The organism is uncultured Tateyamaria sp., from assembly GCF_947496075.1.
Classification (GTDB): Bacteria; Pseudomonadota; Alphaproteobacteria; order Rhodobacterales; family Rhodobacteraceae; genus Tateyamaria.
Genome location: NZ_CANMBJ010000011.1, coordinates 36,266 through 52,947 on the forward strand (window position 1 = coordinate 36,266; position 16,682 = coordinate 52,947).

12 protein-coding genes are annotated in these 16,682 nt (G+C 59.1%); 9 read left to right on the plus strand and 3 right to left on the minus strand.

Features of this window, described 5'->3' with window-relative positions:
• The first annotated feature begins 24 nt into the window (after window positions 1-24).
• Window positions 25-1,044: a DUF2793 domain-containing protein gene (locus Q1A51_RS24245; RefSeq protein WP_299211025.1), complete on the plus strand. Its 1,020-nt coding sequence runs from the start codon at window positions 25-27 to the stop codon at window positions 1,042-1,044.
• A 49-nt stretch (window positions 1,045-1,093) separates the two neighbouring features.
• Here Q1A51_RS24245 and Q1A51_RS24250 read toward each other — a convergent pair whose 3' ends face one another.
• Window positions 1,094-3,703: a M10 family metallopeptidase C-terminal domain-containing protein gene (locus Q1A51_RS24250; RefSeq protein WP_299606692.1), complete on the minus strand. Its 2,610-nt coding sequence runs from the start codon at window positions 3,701-3,703 to the stop codon at window positions 1,094-1,096.
• 864 nt (window positions 3,704-4,567) lie between these two features.
• Between Q1A51_RS24250 and Q1A51_RS24255 the strand changes: the two genes are divergently transcribed.
• The 3 genes from Q1A51_RS24255 (at window position 4,568) to Q1A51_RS24265 (ending at window position 9,675) form a co-directional block, all read left to right on the plus strand.
• Window positions 4,568-7,240, plus strand: a complete 2,673-nt coding sequence (locus Q1A51_RS24255; RefSeq protein ID WP_299606695.1) for a calcium-binding protein — start codon at window positions 4,568-4,570, stop codon at window positions 7,238-7,240.
• A gap of 99 nt (window positions 7,241-7,339) precedes the next feature.
• Entirely contained in the window at window positions 7,340-8,662 is a 1,323-nt protein-coding gene (locus Q1A51_RS24260; protein ID WP_299606699.1) for a UDP-glucose/GDP-mannose dehydrogenase family protein, read from the plus strand.
• Window positions 8,662-9,675 carry a GDP-mannose 4,6-dehydratase gene (locus Q1A51_RS24265; protein ID WP_299606702.1) on the plus strand — a complete coding sequence of 338 codons (1,014 nt, stop codon included), beginning with the start codon at window positions 8,662-8,664 and terminating at the stop codon, window positions 9,673-9,675. Before Q1A51_RS24260 ends, Q1A51_RS24265 begins: the two co-directional genes overlap by 1 nt.
• Before the next feature lie 18 nt (window positions 9,676-9,693).
• Here Q1A51_RS24265 and Q1A51_RS24270 read toward each other — a convergent pair whose 3' ends face one another.
• Window positions 9,694-12,546, minus strand: coding sequence for a glycosyltransferase (locus Q1A51_RS24270; protein WP_299606707.1), 2,853 nt, complete (start codon window positions 12,544-12,546; stop codon window positions 9,694-9,696).
• Between the two features lie 206 nt (window positions 12,547-12,752).
• On the opposite strand from Q1A51_RS24270, the gene Q1A51_RS24275 reads away from it, so the two are divergent.
• From Q1A51_RS24275 to Q1A51_RS24285, 3 genes are all read left to right on the plus strand, one after another.
• On the plus strand, window positions 12,753-13,307 hold the full coding sequence (locus tag Q1A51_RS24275; RefSeq protein ID WP_299606712.1) for a tail fiber protein: 555 nt from the start codon (window positions 12,753-12,755) through the stop codon (window positions 13,305-13,307).
• Between the two features lie 26 nt (window positions 13,308-13,333).
• Window positions 13,334-13,801 (plus strand): hypothetical protein, encoded by a 468-nt coding sequence (locus Q1A51_RS24280; RefSeq protein ID WP_299606716.1) that lies wholly within the window; start codon window positions 13,334-13,336, stop codon window positions 13,799-13,801.
• A 71-nt stretch (window positions 13,802-13,872) separates the two neighbouring features.
• Window positions 13,873-14,349: a GNAT family N-acetyltransferase gene (locus Q1A51_RS24285; protein WP_299606719.1), complete on the plus strand. Its 477-nt coding sequence runs from the start codon at window positions 13,873-13,875 to the stop codon at window positions 14,347-14,349.
• Here Q1A51_RS24285 and Q1A51_RS24290 read toward each other — a convergent pair.
• Window positions 14,346-14,651, minus strand: coding sequence for a hypothetical protein (locus tag Q1A51_RS24290; RefSeq protein WP_299210995.1), 306 nt, complete (start codon window positions 14,649-14,651; stop codon window positions 14,346-14,348). The two genes, Q1A51_RS24285 and Q1A51_RS24290, sit on opposite strands and share 4 nt — an antisense overlap.
• Window positions 14,652-14,828: 177 nt before the next feature.
• Here Q1A51_RS24290 and Q1A51_RS24295 point away from each other — a divergent pair, with 177 nt between their 5' ends.
• Both Q1A51_RS24295 and Q1A51_RS24300 read left to right on the plus strand, forming a co-directional pair.
• Window positions 14,829-15,875, plus strand: a complete 1,047-nt coding sequence (locus tag Q1A51_RS24295; RefSeq protein WP_299606724.1) for a Hint domain-containing protein — start codon at window positions 14,829-14,831, stop codon at window positions 15,873-15,875.
• Between the two features lie 208 nt (window positions 15,876-16,083).
• On the plus strand, window positions 16,084-16,682 hold a 599-nt coding region (locus tag Q1A51_RS24300; protein ID WP_299606728.1), incomplete at its 3' end, for a Hint domain-containing protein.

Below are 16,682 nucleotides of genomic sequence, written 5' to 3' on the forward strand. Positions count from 1 at the left end.
ACGCGTTGCCACGGAGCCCTGACCATGACCGACACTTCCCTGATCCTTGGATTGCCCTACATCCAGCCATCCCAAGCCCAGAAACACGTCACCCATAATGAAGCCCTGCGTGTGTTGGACGCGCTGGTGCAATTGTCAGTTCTCGCCCGGGACCTGACATTGCCCCCTGCAGGGGCTGCAGCGGGCGATCGTTACCTTGTGGCATCCCCGGGGCAAGCGGAATGGGTCGGACAAAGCGATGCAATCGCCATCTACGATGGACTGAATTGGACGTTTCTGGCCCCGCAGGCGGGTTGGCAAGCTTATGTCGTGGGTGAAGGAACCACTGTTGTCTTTGACGGCACCGACTGGCAGGGCCGCGATCTGGACACCGTGGACAGCCTGGGGGTCAACGCCAGCGCCGATGCTTTCAACCGCCTGTCTGTATCTTCAGACGCTGTTTTGCTGAACCACGCAGGCAGCGATCATCAGTTGAAGATCAACAAGGCCGACACCGCCGACACGGCGAGCCTGATGTTCCAAAACGGGTTCTCAGGCCGAGCGGAAATGGGGCTGGCGGGCAATGACGACTTTTCAATCAAAGTCAGTGACGACGGCGCGACCTGGAACGAAGCAATGCGTGTCGACGCTGCCTCTGGTGTCGTCAGCACATTGCGCCAACCGTACTTTGTCGCGCGGGGGAGTGGCCCATGGCTGACGATTGACACGCCACATACCGATCTCGTCCTTGGTGTGATGATCGCGCAGAATGGGGGCGTATACGATCCCACCACGGGGACGTTCACGGCGCCAACTGATGGGTTGTACTGCTTCTTGATCAACGGCTTCCTCAACGCATCAACAGATGGCCGCATCGCCTTTTCTCTTAACGGCACTACGCAAAGCGCGCAAATGCAGGTCCTTTTGGGCGAGATGCCCTTGTCCTTCACAGCGGTGATGGAACTGTCGACAGGCGACACGGTGACCTGCCGTACCGGCAACGCCAACGACAACCTGACGTTTTTCCAAAGTCACACCACGTTCAGCGGGTGGAAGATATTCTAAGCATATCCGGCGCTGCGCTCTACTCGGCGTAAGGCGCAGCGCCGGTTTTTTAGATGATGCTCAGTGTCGTATCATCCTCGATGCTGGAGATATTGGTGTAGCCGATAATCTCCAAGCTGGTGAATGCATCGAATGTCAGCACCAGATTGCCCCCCACAACGGAAGTGAAATCGCTCAAGTTGACGTCGGCAGGGTTGGTGCCACCGAACAGGGTCTGATCAATGATCAGCGCGTCGATGTTGTTCTGGAAGTCCTGGATCGTGTCGTTGCCACCTGAGAAGATGAACGTGTCGTTGGCTAGGCCACCGTTCAGGAAATCGTCGCCATCACCGCCATGCAGGGTGTCGGCACCTGCATTTCCACGCAATACGTCGTCGTCTGCACCACCGAACAGGTCGTCTCGCCCGTTGCCGCCATTGAGCCGGTCGTTGCCCGACCCTCCGTCCAATGTGTCGTGGTTGTTGCCGCCATTCAGGGTGTCATTGTTGCCACCCCCGTTCAGGACATCAAAACCGGCGTTGCCGTTCAGCAAATCATTGCCGGTGCCACCGTTCAGTTCGTCCGCGCCAGAGTTGCCATTCAACGTATCGGCCCCGGACCCGCCGTTCAGCGTGTCATTGGCCAAACCACCGTTCAACACATCGTCGTTTTCGTTGCCATTCAGCAAGTCGAACCCGTTGTTGCCGTTCAACACGTCGTTGCCAGCGCCGCCATTCAGCTCATCCGCACCGGACAAGCCCGTGAGGGTATCGTCGCCAGCGTCTCCGTTCAGGGTATCGGCGCCAAGCCCGCCATTGAGGTCGTCGTTGTCATCGCCCCCGCTCAACAGGTCATTGCCGTTGTTGCCGCTGATCACGTCGTCGCCTTCTCCGCCGCTCAGGTCGTCGAAGCCGTCGCCACCAGCGATGGTGTCATTGTCTGCACCGCCATCGACAGTATCGAAGCCTGTACCAGCATTGATGCTGTCGTTGCCGGCACCACTGTCGATGCTGTCATTGCCGGCAAATCCAGAAATCGTATCATTGCCCAACGTACCGCTGAGCGCTGGATCATCTTCCGTGGTGCCGTCAATCATGTCACCGGGCGTTCCGGGATCACTCGGCAGGTTGGCATCCAACTGCGCCAGCGAATAGGTGACGTCCGAGAACTGGAATGTTTCGAATGCGGTTGCAAGGACGCTGCCGAAGCCGCCGAAAAGGGTGGCCAAACTGGCCGTGACGGACCCGCTGGTGATGCTGGAAAAGGCGAAGCCAAAGATCAACGTGTCACTGCCGGATCCGCCGTTCAGTGTATCATCGCCATCGGAGGCAAAGACCGTGTCATTGCCGCCCGCCGTCTGCACATCATTGTCGGCGTCATTGGTTATGATCTCATCATTGCCGTTACCGGTGATCACGTTCTCGATCACCGTGCCGCGCGCAATGCCGATGTTTCCAATGCCCCCGGCCACATCCGAGAAGGTCGCGTCGTTCAGATCGATGCGGTCCCCCAGATCAGTGAAGGAGAAATCGAGCGTATCGATGCCGTCTTCGTCAAAGATGGTCGCAGCAATCAGGCTGCCGCTGTAGATGCTGTTTGTGGTGCCGGACGCCAATGCGCTGAACAAGTCGTCGACATAGTTCCCAAGATTGCTGTTCAGCCCATAGGTGGTGTTACCTGCGGTGACCCCACCTTCTGCAGCCCCATAAAGGTTCTGGATCGCGATGATGTCGGCAATCATCGTTGTGGCTGTGGTTGCATAGCTCGCGTCGGTGGTCGTGTTTTCCGATTGGCTGAAATACGACATCACCGACATCTGCCAACTGTCATTGGCAAAGGTTGCGCTGAACGGGTAGGTCGCGCTGCCATTGTAGCCACCCTGGTGACCCAGGCCGATGGCGTGGCCGATTTCGTGCACATAGGTCTGGAAAGAATAGCTGTCGACGCTGGTGCCATAGCTGTTCAGCCAACCCGTCCCAACATTCAGTTCGACACCAGAGCTTGATCCGCCATTTGGCGAATAGGCAAAGGCACCGGATTCATTGTCATCAAAGGTGATCATCTCGCTGCCAAGCGAGACTTCCTGGAAGTCGAGGTCTGCGACCATTTCCCAGGCTTCCATCGCCCAACGGGCCAGTTGTTGGCCGTCTGCGGTCAGGCCCGAAAGGTTGACGGTGATCACATTGGACTGACTGGTATTGAAGACGCGCTCCTGGCCACCCCAGTATCCTTCGGTCAGGTACAGGGCCAGTTCGTCCAGTGTCCCGACAGGCGGCGCGGTAAATGCATTGGCTTCCAGCGTATACGTTCCAGTACGGCTCTGCCCGTAATCGCCGGAGTAGGAGTCCGCCTCTATATAATAGGTGCCAGACGACGACGCCGTGAAGGTAATCGCCGAATCCGTGCCACTCGAATCGTCGTTCTCTTCCAATACGTTGCCGCTGCTGTCGCGCAACCTCATGAAAGGATCGTCCAATGTACCACCGGTCATGGTGATCGTGACTGTCTCACCTGCGGTCAGGCTGATGGCAACCCAATCCTCGTCCGTGAGGCTGTCCAACGAACCAGAAAACGTATCCCCAACGCCCATCGAGTAGATGGTTGAAGTATTTGCGGCCGCATCCGTGGTTTCGAAAAAGGCTGCGGACAAGGGGTCATTTGCACCATCGACATGACGCATCGGGTCGAAGGTTTGGGTGGCAAAGCAAATCGTACACATAAGAGTAAAGCGTTCCTAATGAACTGGGACTATTCGGTTAATGCCAGAATAAAGTGCAACTTGGGCGATTTTGAGACAAGTACATCAGTAAATTGACGTGCCGCGACAGGTGATTTTGTCACATCTTGGCCACCGTGACGATGAACGGGGCCACGGGCTGATACACCATTCGGAGCCTGCCATGACAGATAGGCCGACAACTTGTCTTGGTTGGGATCAATATGGAGCGTCACGCGCTTGACGTCCTGCCCTGCGGGTGACGGATCCAAGCGGATGATATGACCCGTTGCATGGGTCGCTAGCGATTGAACAAGGGCCTGACACAGAACGCGCGGCGCAGACGGGCAGTCAACGAACAAGACCTCGCGAACTGGTTGGCGGGCGTGCGAACCTGATGCTCCTTGCATGGTCACGCTCCCAATCAGCGCCAAGCCAAACGCGAGGCGCCAGAATGGGGCGGCTTTCCACCAATAAATACCACTGACATCTCGCACGCGCTCCCCCAAATTGAGCCGCGGCAACCCTATTCTGATGCGCCTAAGCAAGACAAGTGATGCAGGCGCGCAATACACTAAAAACCACAAAGCCGCCCAGTGGCAGATGTGGCTTTGTGGTGCATCCATTCAGGCGTGCCAGCTTGGAAAGCTCTTTATGCTGGGCCCAACCAGCACTTATGACATGAAAATTCCTCCTTTATTATCAAACTATTAATTTCCGGCAACGGCTCGATTTTTTGGGAAAGTCCACACTATCGACACAAAGCCAACCACACCCCAGCAACTGCCTCTGCCATCACATTGCCAGTGTAGTTGGTGGGTTATCGTAATGACGCTTGTTGCGTTTGAGCATGTGGCAACGATTGCGGATCAGGAAAATATGTTCCTGACCGGGATCACGGACATGATCGTGGCCGAAACTGATCAAGGGTCCGTCCTGTATACTGTGTCACGCCTTGGCGGCGGCGACGTGGTTGCCTATCGGATCAACGGGAACGGCACGCTCAGCCAGTTCGACACCCAGACCTTGCCCGGCGGAGCCCGGTCAGGCACCACCAACACCCTTTCGTTGGTCGATGACGGCGCCGGGGGACACGATCTGCTTGTGACCGGGGTCAACAACACGGGCCTTTACCGCATCGACATGAATGCGCAGGGCGCGCTGTCCCAGCCCGCAGCAGTGACCGGGGCCTACATGCCGGCGACTCTTCTGGACAGCACCAGCGCAGTGGTCAACGGCCAGACTTACCTCTACTCGATCGATCGGGGCAGTGACGACATCGGTGTGTGGCGCGTTGCCGAGAATGGGACCGTAACGGCCGTTCGGGACGGCGGGTCAGCCGACATGGGGCGCGTCGGTCTGACCGGCATCACGCAAGTCCAATCAGGCGGGAACACATTTGTGCTGGCAGCCTCCGGCAGCGAAAACGCCCTGATCAGCTACCGCCTCAGCGGCTCAGGCGTCCCGCAGGAAGTGGACCGGATCAGCGCTGCGGAAGGCGTCGGTATCGGTGGGGCAACAACGGTCGAGGTCATCGAGATTGGCGGGCAGGCCTTTGCCATTCTGGCAGCCTCCGTCACCGGCACGCTGACCGTCGCATTGGTGGCGGATGATGGCAGTTTGCAACTGACCGACCACGTCATGGACACGCGCGATACCCGCTTTGGCGGCGTGCACGAGATTGCAACAGTGACGCATAACGATCGCGGTTATGTCGCTGTCGCAGGCGATGATGACGGCGTCAGCCTGTTCGAAATGATGTCGGACGGCCGATTACGTCTGATGGGCAGCCTCGCAGATGCAGTGACGACCACGCTCGATGCCGTATCAGCGCTGAACCTGACGGTGGTGAACGGTGTCCTGCATCTGACGGTTGGTTCCGCGACAGAGGCCGGGTTGTCGGTGTTCACCATCGACATCAGCACCATGAACAGCCCCCTGCAAGGCAATGACTCGGCCAACAACCTGACCGGAAACGGCGGCGCCGATCTGATCATGGGCGGCGGCGGCAATGACAGTTTGCACGGCGCGGCAGGCAATGACGTGCTGCTGGACGGGCATGGATCAGATGCGCTGTGGGGCGGTGCAGGCGCAGACGTATTCATCATGTCGGGTGATGACGCGCTCGATACGATCCATGATTTCGACATAACCGAGGACCGGTTGGACCTGTCAGACTGGGCTTTCCTGCGCGGCACGGGCCAATTGTCGTTTCAGACCCTGAACAACGGAATCATTATTCTCTTTGGTACGGAAGAGCTGGTGATCCTGTCCGCAAACGGCGCACGGATTGAGGCGGAAGACATTCTTGCGCTGGATATCCTGGGCCAATCCCGGTTTCTGCCCGACTGGTTTCCACCGGCAGTGGAACCCGACCCGGATCCCGATCCCAGCGCCCCGCTTGACCTAAGAGGCACCAATGGGCGGGACACGCTGAGCGGCAATGCCGGCAACGACACCATCCGCGGCCTCAGCGATGCCGATAACCTGTCGGGGATGGGCGGAGCAGACACACTTTCGGGGGATTCAGGCAATGACACCATTTCAGGCAACGCGGGCAATGACAGCTTACAGGGCGGTGACGGCAACGACATCCTGACAGGAGGCACAGGTTTTGACACCCTGCTGGGCGATGATGGTGACGACAACATCTCCGGCGCGGGCGGCGACGACATGATCGAAGGCGGGGCTGGTCGGGACACTTTGTCAGGCAACGCGGGCAACGATCTGATTTCGGGCTTTGGAGATGCTGATCTGATCACCGGCGGGATCGGCTTTGACACCCTCAATGGTCAGGATGGCGATGACAGCATCTGGGGCAATGACGGGTTTGACGTCATTGGCGGAGGTGGGGGCAATGACCTGCTGATCGGCAACAACGGCGCAGACACCCTTTACGGCAATAACGGAGACGACACGCTGTCGGGCGGGCTGGCCAACGACTTTTTGACAGGTGGCAATGGCGATGACGTAATCGCAGGGGCTGCAGGCCCGGACGAATTGCGGGGCGATGCGGGCAACGACGTGCTGGATGGCAATGCCGGGTTTGACCTGCTTTTCGGTGGACACGACGATGACACTCTGAACGGGGGCATCAATCATGACACCCTGTATGGTGGCACGGGCAACGACCGATTAAACGGCAATAATGGCCAGGACATGTTGTATGGCGAGGACGGCAACGACACGCTTCTCGGCAATGCCGGGCCCGACACGCTGGACGGTGGGCTAGGTGATGACCTGCTGCTCGGTGGTATCGGTACGGACACGTTCGTCTTTTCCAGCGGATCGGATACGGTCGGCGACTTTCAGGACAATATCGATACGCTGGTGCTGGATTCCGCGCTCTGGGGTGGTGGAGCGCGCAGCCTGTTGCAATTATCCGCCTATGCCGAAATGACGGAAAGTGGCATCCGGTTGGACTTTGGAAATGGTCATATATTGACCCTTACAGGCGTGACAGACCTCAATGTTCTGCACAACGATCTCGATTTCATCTGACCAGAAACTCTGGGGGTTGCGTTGCGCCGGTTCTTCATCAAGACAGTGGCCCTCAGGTGACGCCGCATATGCGGCAGAGTTGGGCTAAGGAGCAGAACCATGAAAATCGCGGTGATCGGGACAGGGTATGTTGGCCTGGTTTCTGGGGTGTGTTTTTCAGATTTCGGCCACGATGTGGTCTGTGTCGACAAGGACCCATCAAAGATCGAAAAGTTGAATGCAGGGATCGTTCCGATCTACGAACCCGGCCTTGATGCCCTGATGGTCAAAAACGTGGAAGCGGGCCGCCTGTCCTTTACCGAAGACCTTGCCGGGGCCATCAACGGCGCCAAGGCAATCTTTATTGCCGTCGGCACACCCACACGGCGCGGTGACGGTCACGCGGACCTCAGCTATGTCATGGCAGCCGCAGAAGAGATCGCGAGCCTTGCCAGCGACTATGTTGTAATCGTGACCAAATCGACCGTGCCGGTCGGCACCAACCGGATGATCAAGCAGGCCGTGCGCAAGGCCAACTCCGACCTTGAATTCGACGTGGCCAGCAATCCCGAATTTCTGCGCGAAGGGGCAGCCATCGACGATTTCATGAAGCCCGACCGCGTCGTTGTTGGTGTGCAATCCGAACGCGCCGCCGATGTCATGGCCGAGATCTACCGCCCGCTGTTCCTGCGTGATTTCCCCATCGTGACCACCGATCTGGAAAGCGCAGAGATGATCAAGTACGCCGCCAACGCGTTTCTGGCGACCAAGATCACCTTCATCAACGAAATCGCCGCCCTTTGCGAACGCACCGGTGCGGATATCAAACAGGTCAGCAAGGGCATGGGCCTCGACGGTCGCATCGGCAACAAGTTCCTGCATGCCGGGCCGGGCTATGGCGGATCGTGCTTTCCCAAGGACACCAAGGCGCTTGCACGGATCGGCCAGGACAACGCGGTGCCCATGCAGATCACCGAAACGGTCATCAAGGTCAACGAAGAGACCAAGCGCCGCATGCTCGACAAGATCTTTGACCTGTGTGACGACAAGCTGGCGGGCAAGACCGTCGCAGTGCTGGGCGTGACCTTCAAACCCAACACCGACGACATGCGCGACGCGCCGTCGCTCACCATCGTCCCTGCGCTGATCGGGGCCGGGGCCAAGGTGCGTGTGACCGACCCGCAAGGGCGTCACGAGGGCGAAGCGCTGTTGCCCGGCGTGCACTGGGCCGAGGACGCCTACAAGGCCGCACAGAATGCGGACCTGCTGGTTATTCTGACAGAATGGAACGAATTCCGTGCGCTGGACCTCAAAAAACTGGCCCGCCGCATGACCACACCGCACATGGCTGACCTGCGCAACGTCTACTCAGCCACAGACGCCAAACGCGCTGGCTTTACCGCTTATGACAGCGTGGGCCGGTCCGCCTGGCAGGCTGACTGATGCCAAAGGCGCTGATCACCGGATCGGCCGGGTTCATCGGGTACTTTCTGGCCCGTCGTCTGCTTGAGGACGGGTTCGAGGTCATCGGCTTTGACGCCCTGACCGACTACTACGATGTGACGCTGAAACAGCGCCGACAGCAAATGCTGCTTCAACACCCCGGCTTTCGCGCCGTCAATGAACGGCTCGAAACGGACGGGGTTCTGATGGACCTCGTGGCACAGGACACGCCCGACGTGATCATTCATCTGGCCGCGCAAGCGGGTGTTCGGTATTCCATCGACCATCCCCGGTCTTACGTCGATGCAAACCTGATCGGCACCTTCAACCTGCTGGAAGCGGTGCGCGCGACGCCGTGTTCGCACCTTCTGCTGGCCTCGACCTCGTCCGTTTACGGCGCCAATGCCGAAATGCCCTATGCAGAAACGCACAAGGCCGATCTGCCCATGTCGTTCTACGCCGCCACCAAGAAGGCGACCGAGGCGATGGCCCATTCCTATGCCCATCTCTACGATCTGCCGATCACGATGTTCCGGTTTTTCACGGTGTACGGGCCCTGGGGTCGACCCGACATGGCGCATTTCAAATTCACCCGCGCGATCCTGCAGGGTGAGCCAATCGACATCTACAACCACGGCAACATGCAGCGGGATTTCACCTACATTGATGACCTTGTGGCAGCCATCGTCGGCCTGGTCCGCGCGGCACCTCAACGCCCCGCCACCCCGGAAGACATCGCGCCGGGTGACAGTCTCAGCCCGGTGGCACCCTACAGGATCGTCAACATCGGAAATTCCGAACCCGTGGCCCTGATGGACTTCATCGCCGCAATCGAAACGGCGCTTGGGCAAGAGGCTCAAAAGAACTTCATGGACATGCAGCCCGGCGACGTGCCCGCCACATGGGCGGATGCGACACTGATCAAGACGCTGACGGGCTACACGCCGCAAACGCCCGTCGCCGAGGGCATCGCGCGCTTCGTGGCGTGGTACAGGGATTATTACAACGTTTAGCCATCTGGGCAGCGGCGATCACACGTTGTCATTCGCCAGCCTGCTCAACCCGGCCAACACCTTCTGACTGACGTCCTTTACCTGCGCATTCCAGTACCTCACGGTCTTCTTGTAAGGCAACGGAATGTGCGGTTCGATGAATGTGCGCAAGGTGTCACCACGCAGTATTGTCAGCGTTTCACGCGCTTCCTCGGGTGGCGCGTCCCGCAGGTATTGGGCCGCAGCGCAGGTCAGCATGCCCGGCCCGGTCTTGAACCAAGCGGCATCGGCATCCCGGGCCAGCAATGCCCTGATCGTCATGTTCAGGGCGATTTGCACAATCGGGTTGCCCGGCGGGGTGATCATCGTGTTGTTCGCAATGGCCCCGATCGGCTCACGCGTGACCACAAGGCCCGCCCCAAGAGACGCCAACGCGCCGATGTCCCCCACGGCCCGGTCATCGGCATCACTGTAGATGCCGCCGAACTTGTAGAGCACACACAACCGGATCAGGTCACTTTCCTCGGCCACATGGCGCGCCCGATTGAAGGCGGTAACAGCACGGGCGCCAAACTGACGGCGCAAAAAGTTGACGGCGCGCTGCCGGTTCAACAGGACATGTTCGAAGTCCGGCACCGCCGCCCAGTCCGCAATCAGTGCGGCGACGTCATCCGGGACCGCTTCGGTGTCCCAATACTGAAAGATGCGCTTGGGGATCGGTGTCTGACGGGGTGGGACACTCGGATCCGCCGCTGCGTCCCAACGGTCCACAATGCATTTTGCGGGATAATAGTACTGCGCGGCAAGGCGCCCCTCGATCTCTTCTTGCGGGGTCCCCTGCCCCTTTGCCTTGGCCTCCAATGTGCGAAAGACCTGCAAATCGGCCAGCATGCGGCCGTGCAATCCAGTGGCGAAATGCGCCGCCACCCGATTGGTGCTTTGCGGGTCGGTGCGAATGTGCTGGCGCGTGGCCAACGCGCGATCCAGATCACCACAGGCCAGGCACACATCCAGAAAATGCCGCGGATGCAGACCCGGCAATCCGGCGTCTTGCCTGCGGATCGCACGATCAAGCAGCGGTTGGCTGCACCGTTCGCTGTGCATCAACAGCAACCGTTCACGCTCCACATCAATCCGCGGGTTCGCAGCCACCATTGCATCCAGATGCGCGTGCCCCGCAGCAAAATCGCGGGCCATGCCGCAGACATGCACAAAAAAACCGTTCAAGGCGCGGTGTTCCGGCCATCGGCGCGCGGCACGGCGCAGGTAGCGCATGGCAAGCTGTGTGCTGCCCGTGTCCGCAAGATGCCGCCCAACAAGCATCGCAAGGCGGGGCGACTGGCTGTCGGCGCTGACCTTGCGGGCAAGGGCAAGGGCTGCCTCGGGTCCATCGGCGAAAGACGCGACATCAACCCGGAACTCCGCCTGATGGACCGGCGGCAGCTTGGCGCACAGGGCGTCGGCGACCTCTCTCAACATCTTCGTGTCGGCAGTGATATGGGCAAGCCTCAACAACCGCCGCGCAAACACCAGTGACAGACGCTCGCGATCCATCATCGCATCGATCAGTGTACTTGAAATGTCCGGCAGGGTCTGCCGTTCCGCCAATGTCAGGACATGTTCCATCTGACCGTCGCTCAACACGTGAGGCTGGTCAGCCAATTGCTGCAGCAGGTCCTTGATCTCTGGCGCACGTCCCGCCCGGATCAGGGCCTCGCACAGGGCCAGGGTCAGGGTGGGGTCAGACACCTCCTGCGCAGCCATCTCGGACTGCAGCAGCGCTATCGCGCCCTCGGGATCATCCCGTTGCTGCGCAATCTTCGCCCTGCCCAATATCGCCCGCAACCGCGTGGCAGGATGCGCGGCACTGCCGACAAATGCGGCGTCCGCGTCTTGTAATGCGCCAGCCTGCACATGCGCCTTTGCCAACTCCAGCAGCAATGCGCCCGACGGGTCCCCCTCTGCACAGACAGTGTTCAGGCCATGGGCGGCGTCCGCCGCGCGGCCCGCAGCCAAAAGGGTTTGCGCGCGACGGATGTGAAACACCTCCGGCACCGGGTCGGAATGGGCAATGGCGCGATCACATACAGACAGCGCATCTTCGTACGCCCCCATCTGCTGCAGCAGGGCTACCTGCTCTTGAACCGCGGCGGCATGGTCGGGCGTGTTGGCCAATATCGCGCCAAACACTTTGCTGGCCGCCACGAGGTCCCCAACTTTGCGGTGCAGACGCGCAAGGGTCAGATGGTTCTGGGCCGTTGCATCCTCCCTGCCGACAAGGTCGGACAGGACGGAAATCGCAGCCTCGCTCTCGCCCATCAGATCAAGGCATTGGGCGCGACGCGTCTCGATCGACGCGTGGGCAAGACAGTTCAGCTCAGCCGCCTCATCGCACAAGTCCAGCCCATCCGCCCCCCTGCCCTGTTTGATCGCGATGTCGATCAGGCCACGCACGGCGATGGTGTGATCGGGAATGTCGGCGCGGATGCCTTCGAACAGGCTGGCGGCGCGTTCAAGCGCGCCAGTGCGCAGCAGCAGATTGGCAAACAGGATGGACGCGGGGCGATCTTGCTGACCGTCTTCATGCAACCTGTCCAAAAGCGCCAGCGCATCCTCGACCCGGCCCAATCGGACCAGCGCCGTTGCCTCTTTGGTTGTGGCCATGGTGCGCAGCTGTGGAAACTGGCGGGACACATCGCGTGCAAGGTCCACGGCCCGATCCGTCTCGCCTGTGTTCAACAACTGCTCGATTCGCCACCGATGCGCCGGCATCAGCGCGGGATGCAGCGTCAGGATGCGTTCCAGCATCTCCGCAGCCGCAATATCATCACCGGCCTCGTGCTGCTGTCGCAACTGCGCCATCAAAGTGCTGGGAGATGTGGGTGATGTCATCTACGCAGTACCCGCATGGCTAGAACGTATGAAAACAAGGGAAATCAATCCTGACCATCCCGTTTTGCAACCCACGGTATTGCATTCAATTGTAAGTTCATTGGAGCATACGTCCCCGTTCTTCAACCGGGATAATCCTTTACATATGATCGTTCAGATCGCTAGCGTTCCGATATCAGACAGAAATTTTTACGGGGAACGTTTTCATGTCAGAACCATTTATTGCAGAAATTAAGATCTTTGCCGGCAGCTTTGCGCCGCGGGGCTGGGCATTTTGCGACGGACAGCTTTTGCCCATCAGTCAAAACACCGCGCTGTTTTCGCTCATTGGCACCACCTATGGTGGGGATGGACGTACAACCTTTGCATTACCCGATTTGCGCAGCCGTGTGCCTGTGCATGTCGGGACCGGCGTGGGTCTCTCAACATACAATTGGGGTCAGCGCGGTGGCATCGAAAATGTCACTCTGACAGAGGCACAAATGCCGTCCCACACGCACGTCATGCAATCAACCGGCAAGATGATCGCAGAGAGCCGCAACGGAAGCGCGGATGACCCTACCGGCAATATGCTGGCCGCGGGATCAAACATCTTCCGTCCGAACACACCAGTTGACGATGTGGAAATGGACCCTGCCATGCTCGAAGTGACGACAACGGCGGGCTTTGCGGGGGGCAGCCAGTCCCACACCAACATGCAGCCATTCCTTGCCATGTACTTCATCATCGCTCTGGTAGGCATTTACCCGTCGCGCAGCTGATTGAAGCCCGCAAAAAGGAGAGTGACATGACACACTCATTCGGATGGACACGACGGACTTTTCTGGCGGCAAAGGCCATGTTGGCGGGCAGCTTTGCCTTGCCTGCGGGGGCCATCGCCGCAACAAGCGGGGCGTCCGAAACGGCCGTTGGCACGCAAGGTGCGGTGGCACCTGCGCGGTGGTCCACAGCCACGGCAGATGAGCTTCAACCCTTTGTCGGGCAGCGGTTCCGCGTCAAAACAAAAGAGCACGGGCATGTGGTTCTGAAACTGGTGGATGTCCAATCTCCCAGCGCAGATCCCGACCGTCCGGCGCACTTGCCCCGCCGCGTCAGCGTTTCAGCATTGTTTGAAGGCCCGGAGGCGCACCTGCTGGCACAGGCCGGAGACGGCGTGCATACCGTTTCGCATCCGCGCATCGGCACGTCGGTGGCGTTTCTGAAACCACTGCCACGCCAACAAGGCGGCTACGATATTGAAATGGTCCTGAACTAAAGGACCGGCGGGCACCCGGATCAACCCGGGTGCCCGTGACCTTCCCGAACATGGTGCCCCCCATGTGGGACATGACGATAAACGATCTCACAGTGCGACCCGCAGCACCGCAAGACGCTGACTTCTTGCGGACGCTTTTCATGGCCGTTCAGCGCCCTTCATTCGCTGCCGTCCCCCTGTCCGACGCGCAACTGACGCAAATGCTCGACATGCAATACAGCGCGCAGACCCAAAGCCATGCGGCAGCACATCCCGACGCGGTGGATCATCTTCTGTTGAAAGGAAAAATGTCCGTGGGCCGTCTGTCCGCCAAGCGAACGGCGGCAGGCATACACCTCATCGACTTCGCGATTGTCCCCGATCACCAGGCAAAAGGCATCGGCACATCGGTGTTGAAGGCGGTTTGCGACCACGCACACCAGCAAGGTCATGACATCACCTTGCAAGTCTTCAAGGGCAACAGTGCGCAACGGCTTTATCAAAGGCTGGGGTTCAAACCGTTTGCCGACGCGGACCCCTACCTCAAGATGATCTTGCCCGCGCCCTAGCTGAACCCGATGTTGTAATAGGTTCCGGCCTCGTCCTGACCATGGGGGCTGATGAACAAATGCATCGGGTCTTGTCCCGGCAACGTGATCGGATAGGTCAACGCCTCGATCACCGGGTCAGGCGGGCCGGTCAGGTCCAGGGTAAAAGCGGTGTGTATCACGCCGCCATTCCCGTCATCCGCCCCCTGCCCCATCGGATCAACCTTGGTGAGGGTCATCGCGATCTGCTGTCCAGCGTCAAGCTGTACGTGAACGGTTCCCCCGACAAGAGGTTCAAGCAATTCAGCGGTCAATTTCACCATGGCACCCGACGTGTGTTGTTGCAGTTTACGAGACCAAAGACGTGGCACAGCGCGGACAATTTGGCAATTTTTGGCGAACCTTACAGCTCAAACGGGTTTTTGCCGTTTTTTCGTTGGCAGACCAACCCGCTTACCGTACAAGTTTTTTAAATAAATTTTAATCGCAGGGAACAGACGATGCCCACATTCGAGTTTGACGACAATGGCGACACCAACAGCGGTTCAACCGTCGCAATCAATTTCACAGACGACGGCATTCCATTCACGCTCAGCACAGTTGGCAATGCCGGCGGGGCACAAATTATCGCAAATGACGGTATAGCTGGAGGTCAGATTTCGATCTCTGACTTCACCACCGGCGGGACTTATGCACTGGATGTTGGTGCCGGAAACGCGCCTGACACAAACTTTGGGGCCTCCGGTGGGAATATTACGCTGCAACTGGGTAGTACTGTCTCGGGCACCTGGAACGTTGTCTTTGTGCACGAAACCAATACGGCATTGAACCAGACATTCACTGTGACGTCGGGCAGTGCCAGCGCGCCACTCAGCTTCGCCACAACAGAAAACTTCAGTGAAATCCAGTTTTCAATGACATCCGGCTTCGGGCTCATCACCGTTGGCAGCCTGACCGCCACGATCACCTGCTACCTCGCAGGCACCGGCATCGCGACACCGACAGGCCGCGTGGCCGTCGAAACGCTGCAGCCGGGCGACGAAATCCTGACGGCCGACGGCGGCACCACCACCGTGCGCTGGCTCGGCATCCAGCCGATCGACACGAAAACCGCGACACCGGCCAAGGCGAACCCAATCTGCTTCACCGCAGGCTCCATCGCCCCGAATGTGCCGTCGCGCGATCTGTTTGTATCGCCCGACCACGCCATGGACATCGACGGCATCCTCTACAACGCCACGGCGCTTGTGAACGGTCGCTCGATCTACCAGGTTGCGCAGATGCCGATGGATGGCTTCACCTACTACCACATCGACACCGGGTCGCATGAGCTGGTGCTGGCCGAAGGCGCCGCGTCCGAGACCTATCTCGATGCCGTGGGCCGCGATGCGTTCATCAACGGCCACGAACAGGCGGATGCGCCGATCATCAGCGAAATGTCGGTGCCGCGCATCGTCGCGCGCCGCATGGTGCCGCAGCATGTGGTCGACGCGCTGGCAGAACGGGCCGATGCGCTGGGATACACGGCAGCCGCGAAAGTCGCCTAAACGCTTCTGGCGCTAAGACAAAAACACGAATGAAAGGATCGGCTCTGCCGGTCCTTTTTCGTTGGATCAGGGCGCTTAACATGACCTAACTGCCACTTTTTGCAGGAATCCAGCAACCCACGCGCGATTTTGCCGTTTAATCATTGGCAGGTTAACCCGGGCACCCTAGAGGTTCTGTCAACGAGACTACAAATTCGGGGAACAATCGATGCCCACATTCCAGTTTGATGAAGGCAACGCGTTTGACATCGGCTCAAACGCTTCAATCAACTTCACGGATGCCACTGTACCGTTCACGCTCAGCACAAGCGGCAACTTCGGCGGTGGACAGCTTTTCGCAGATGGCGGAGGCGCACAGCAGATCCTTATCGGCGATTCCAACACCATTGGCGGGGACTACGTACTGGATATCGGTACGGCAAACACCTCCGGCACAAATTTCGGGGCCTCTGGCGGAAACATTTCCCTGCAACTGGGCACATCAATCAACGGGGGTTGGGACATCGTCTTTGTGCACGAGACCAACACGGCCCTGAACCAGACATTCACTGTCAACTCGCTCAACACCGGTTCGACCCTGAGTTTCGCCACGACAGAAAACTTCAGTGAAATCCGTTTCTCCTATTCGACACCCGGCCTTGGCGGTTTTGGGGAGCTGACCATCAACAGCCTGACCGCCACGATCACCTGCTACCTCGCAGGCACCGGCATCGCGACACCGACAGGCCGTGTGGCCGTCGAAACGCTGCAGCCGGGCGACGAAATCCTGACGGCCGACGGCGGCACCACCACCGTGCGCTGGCTCGG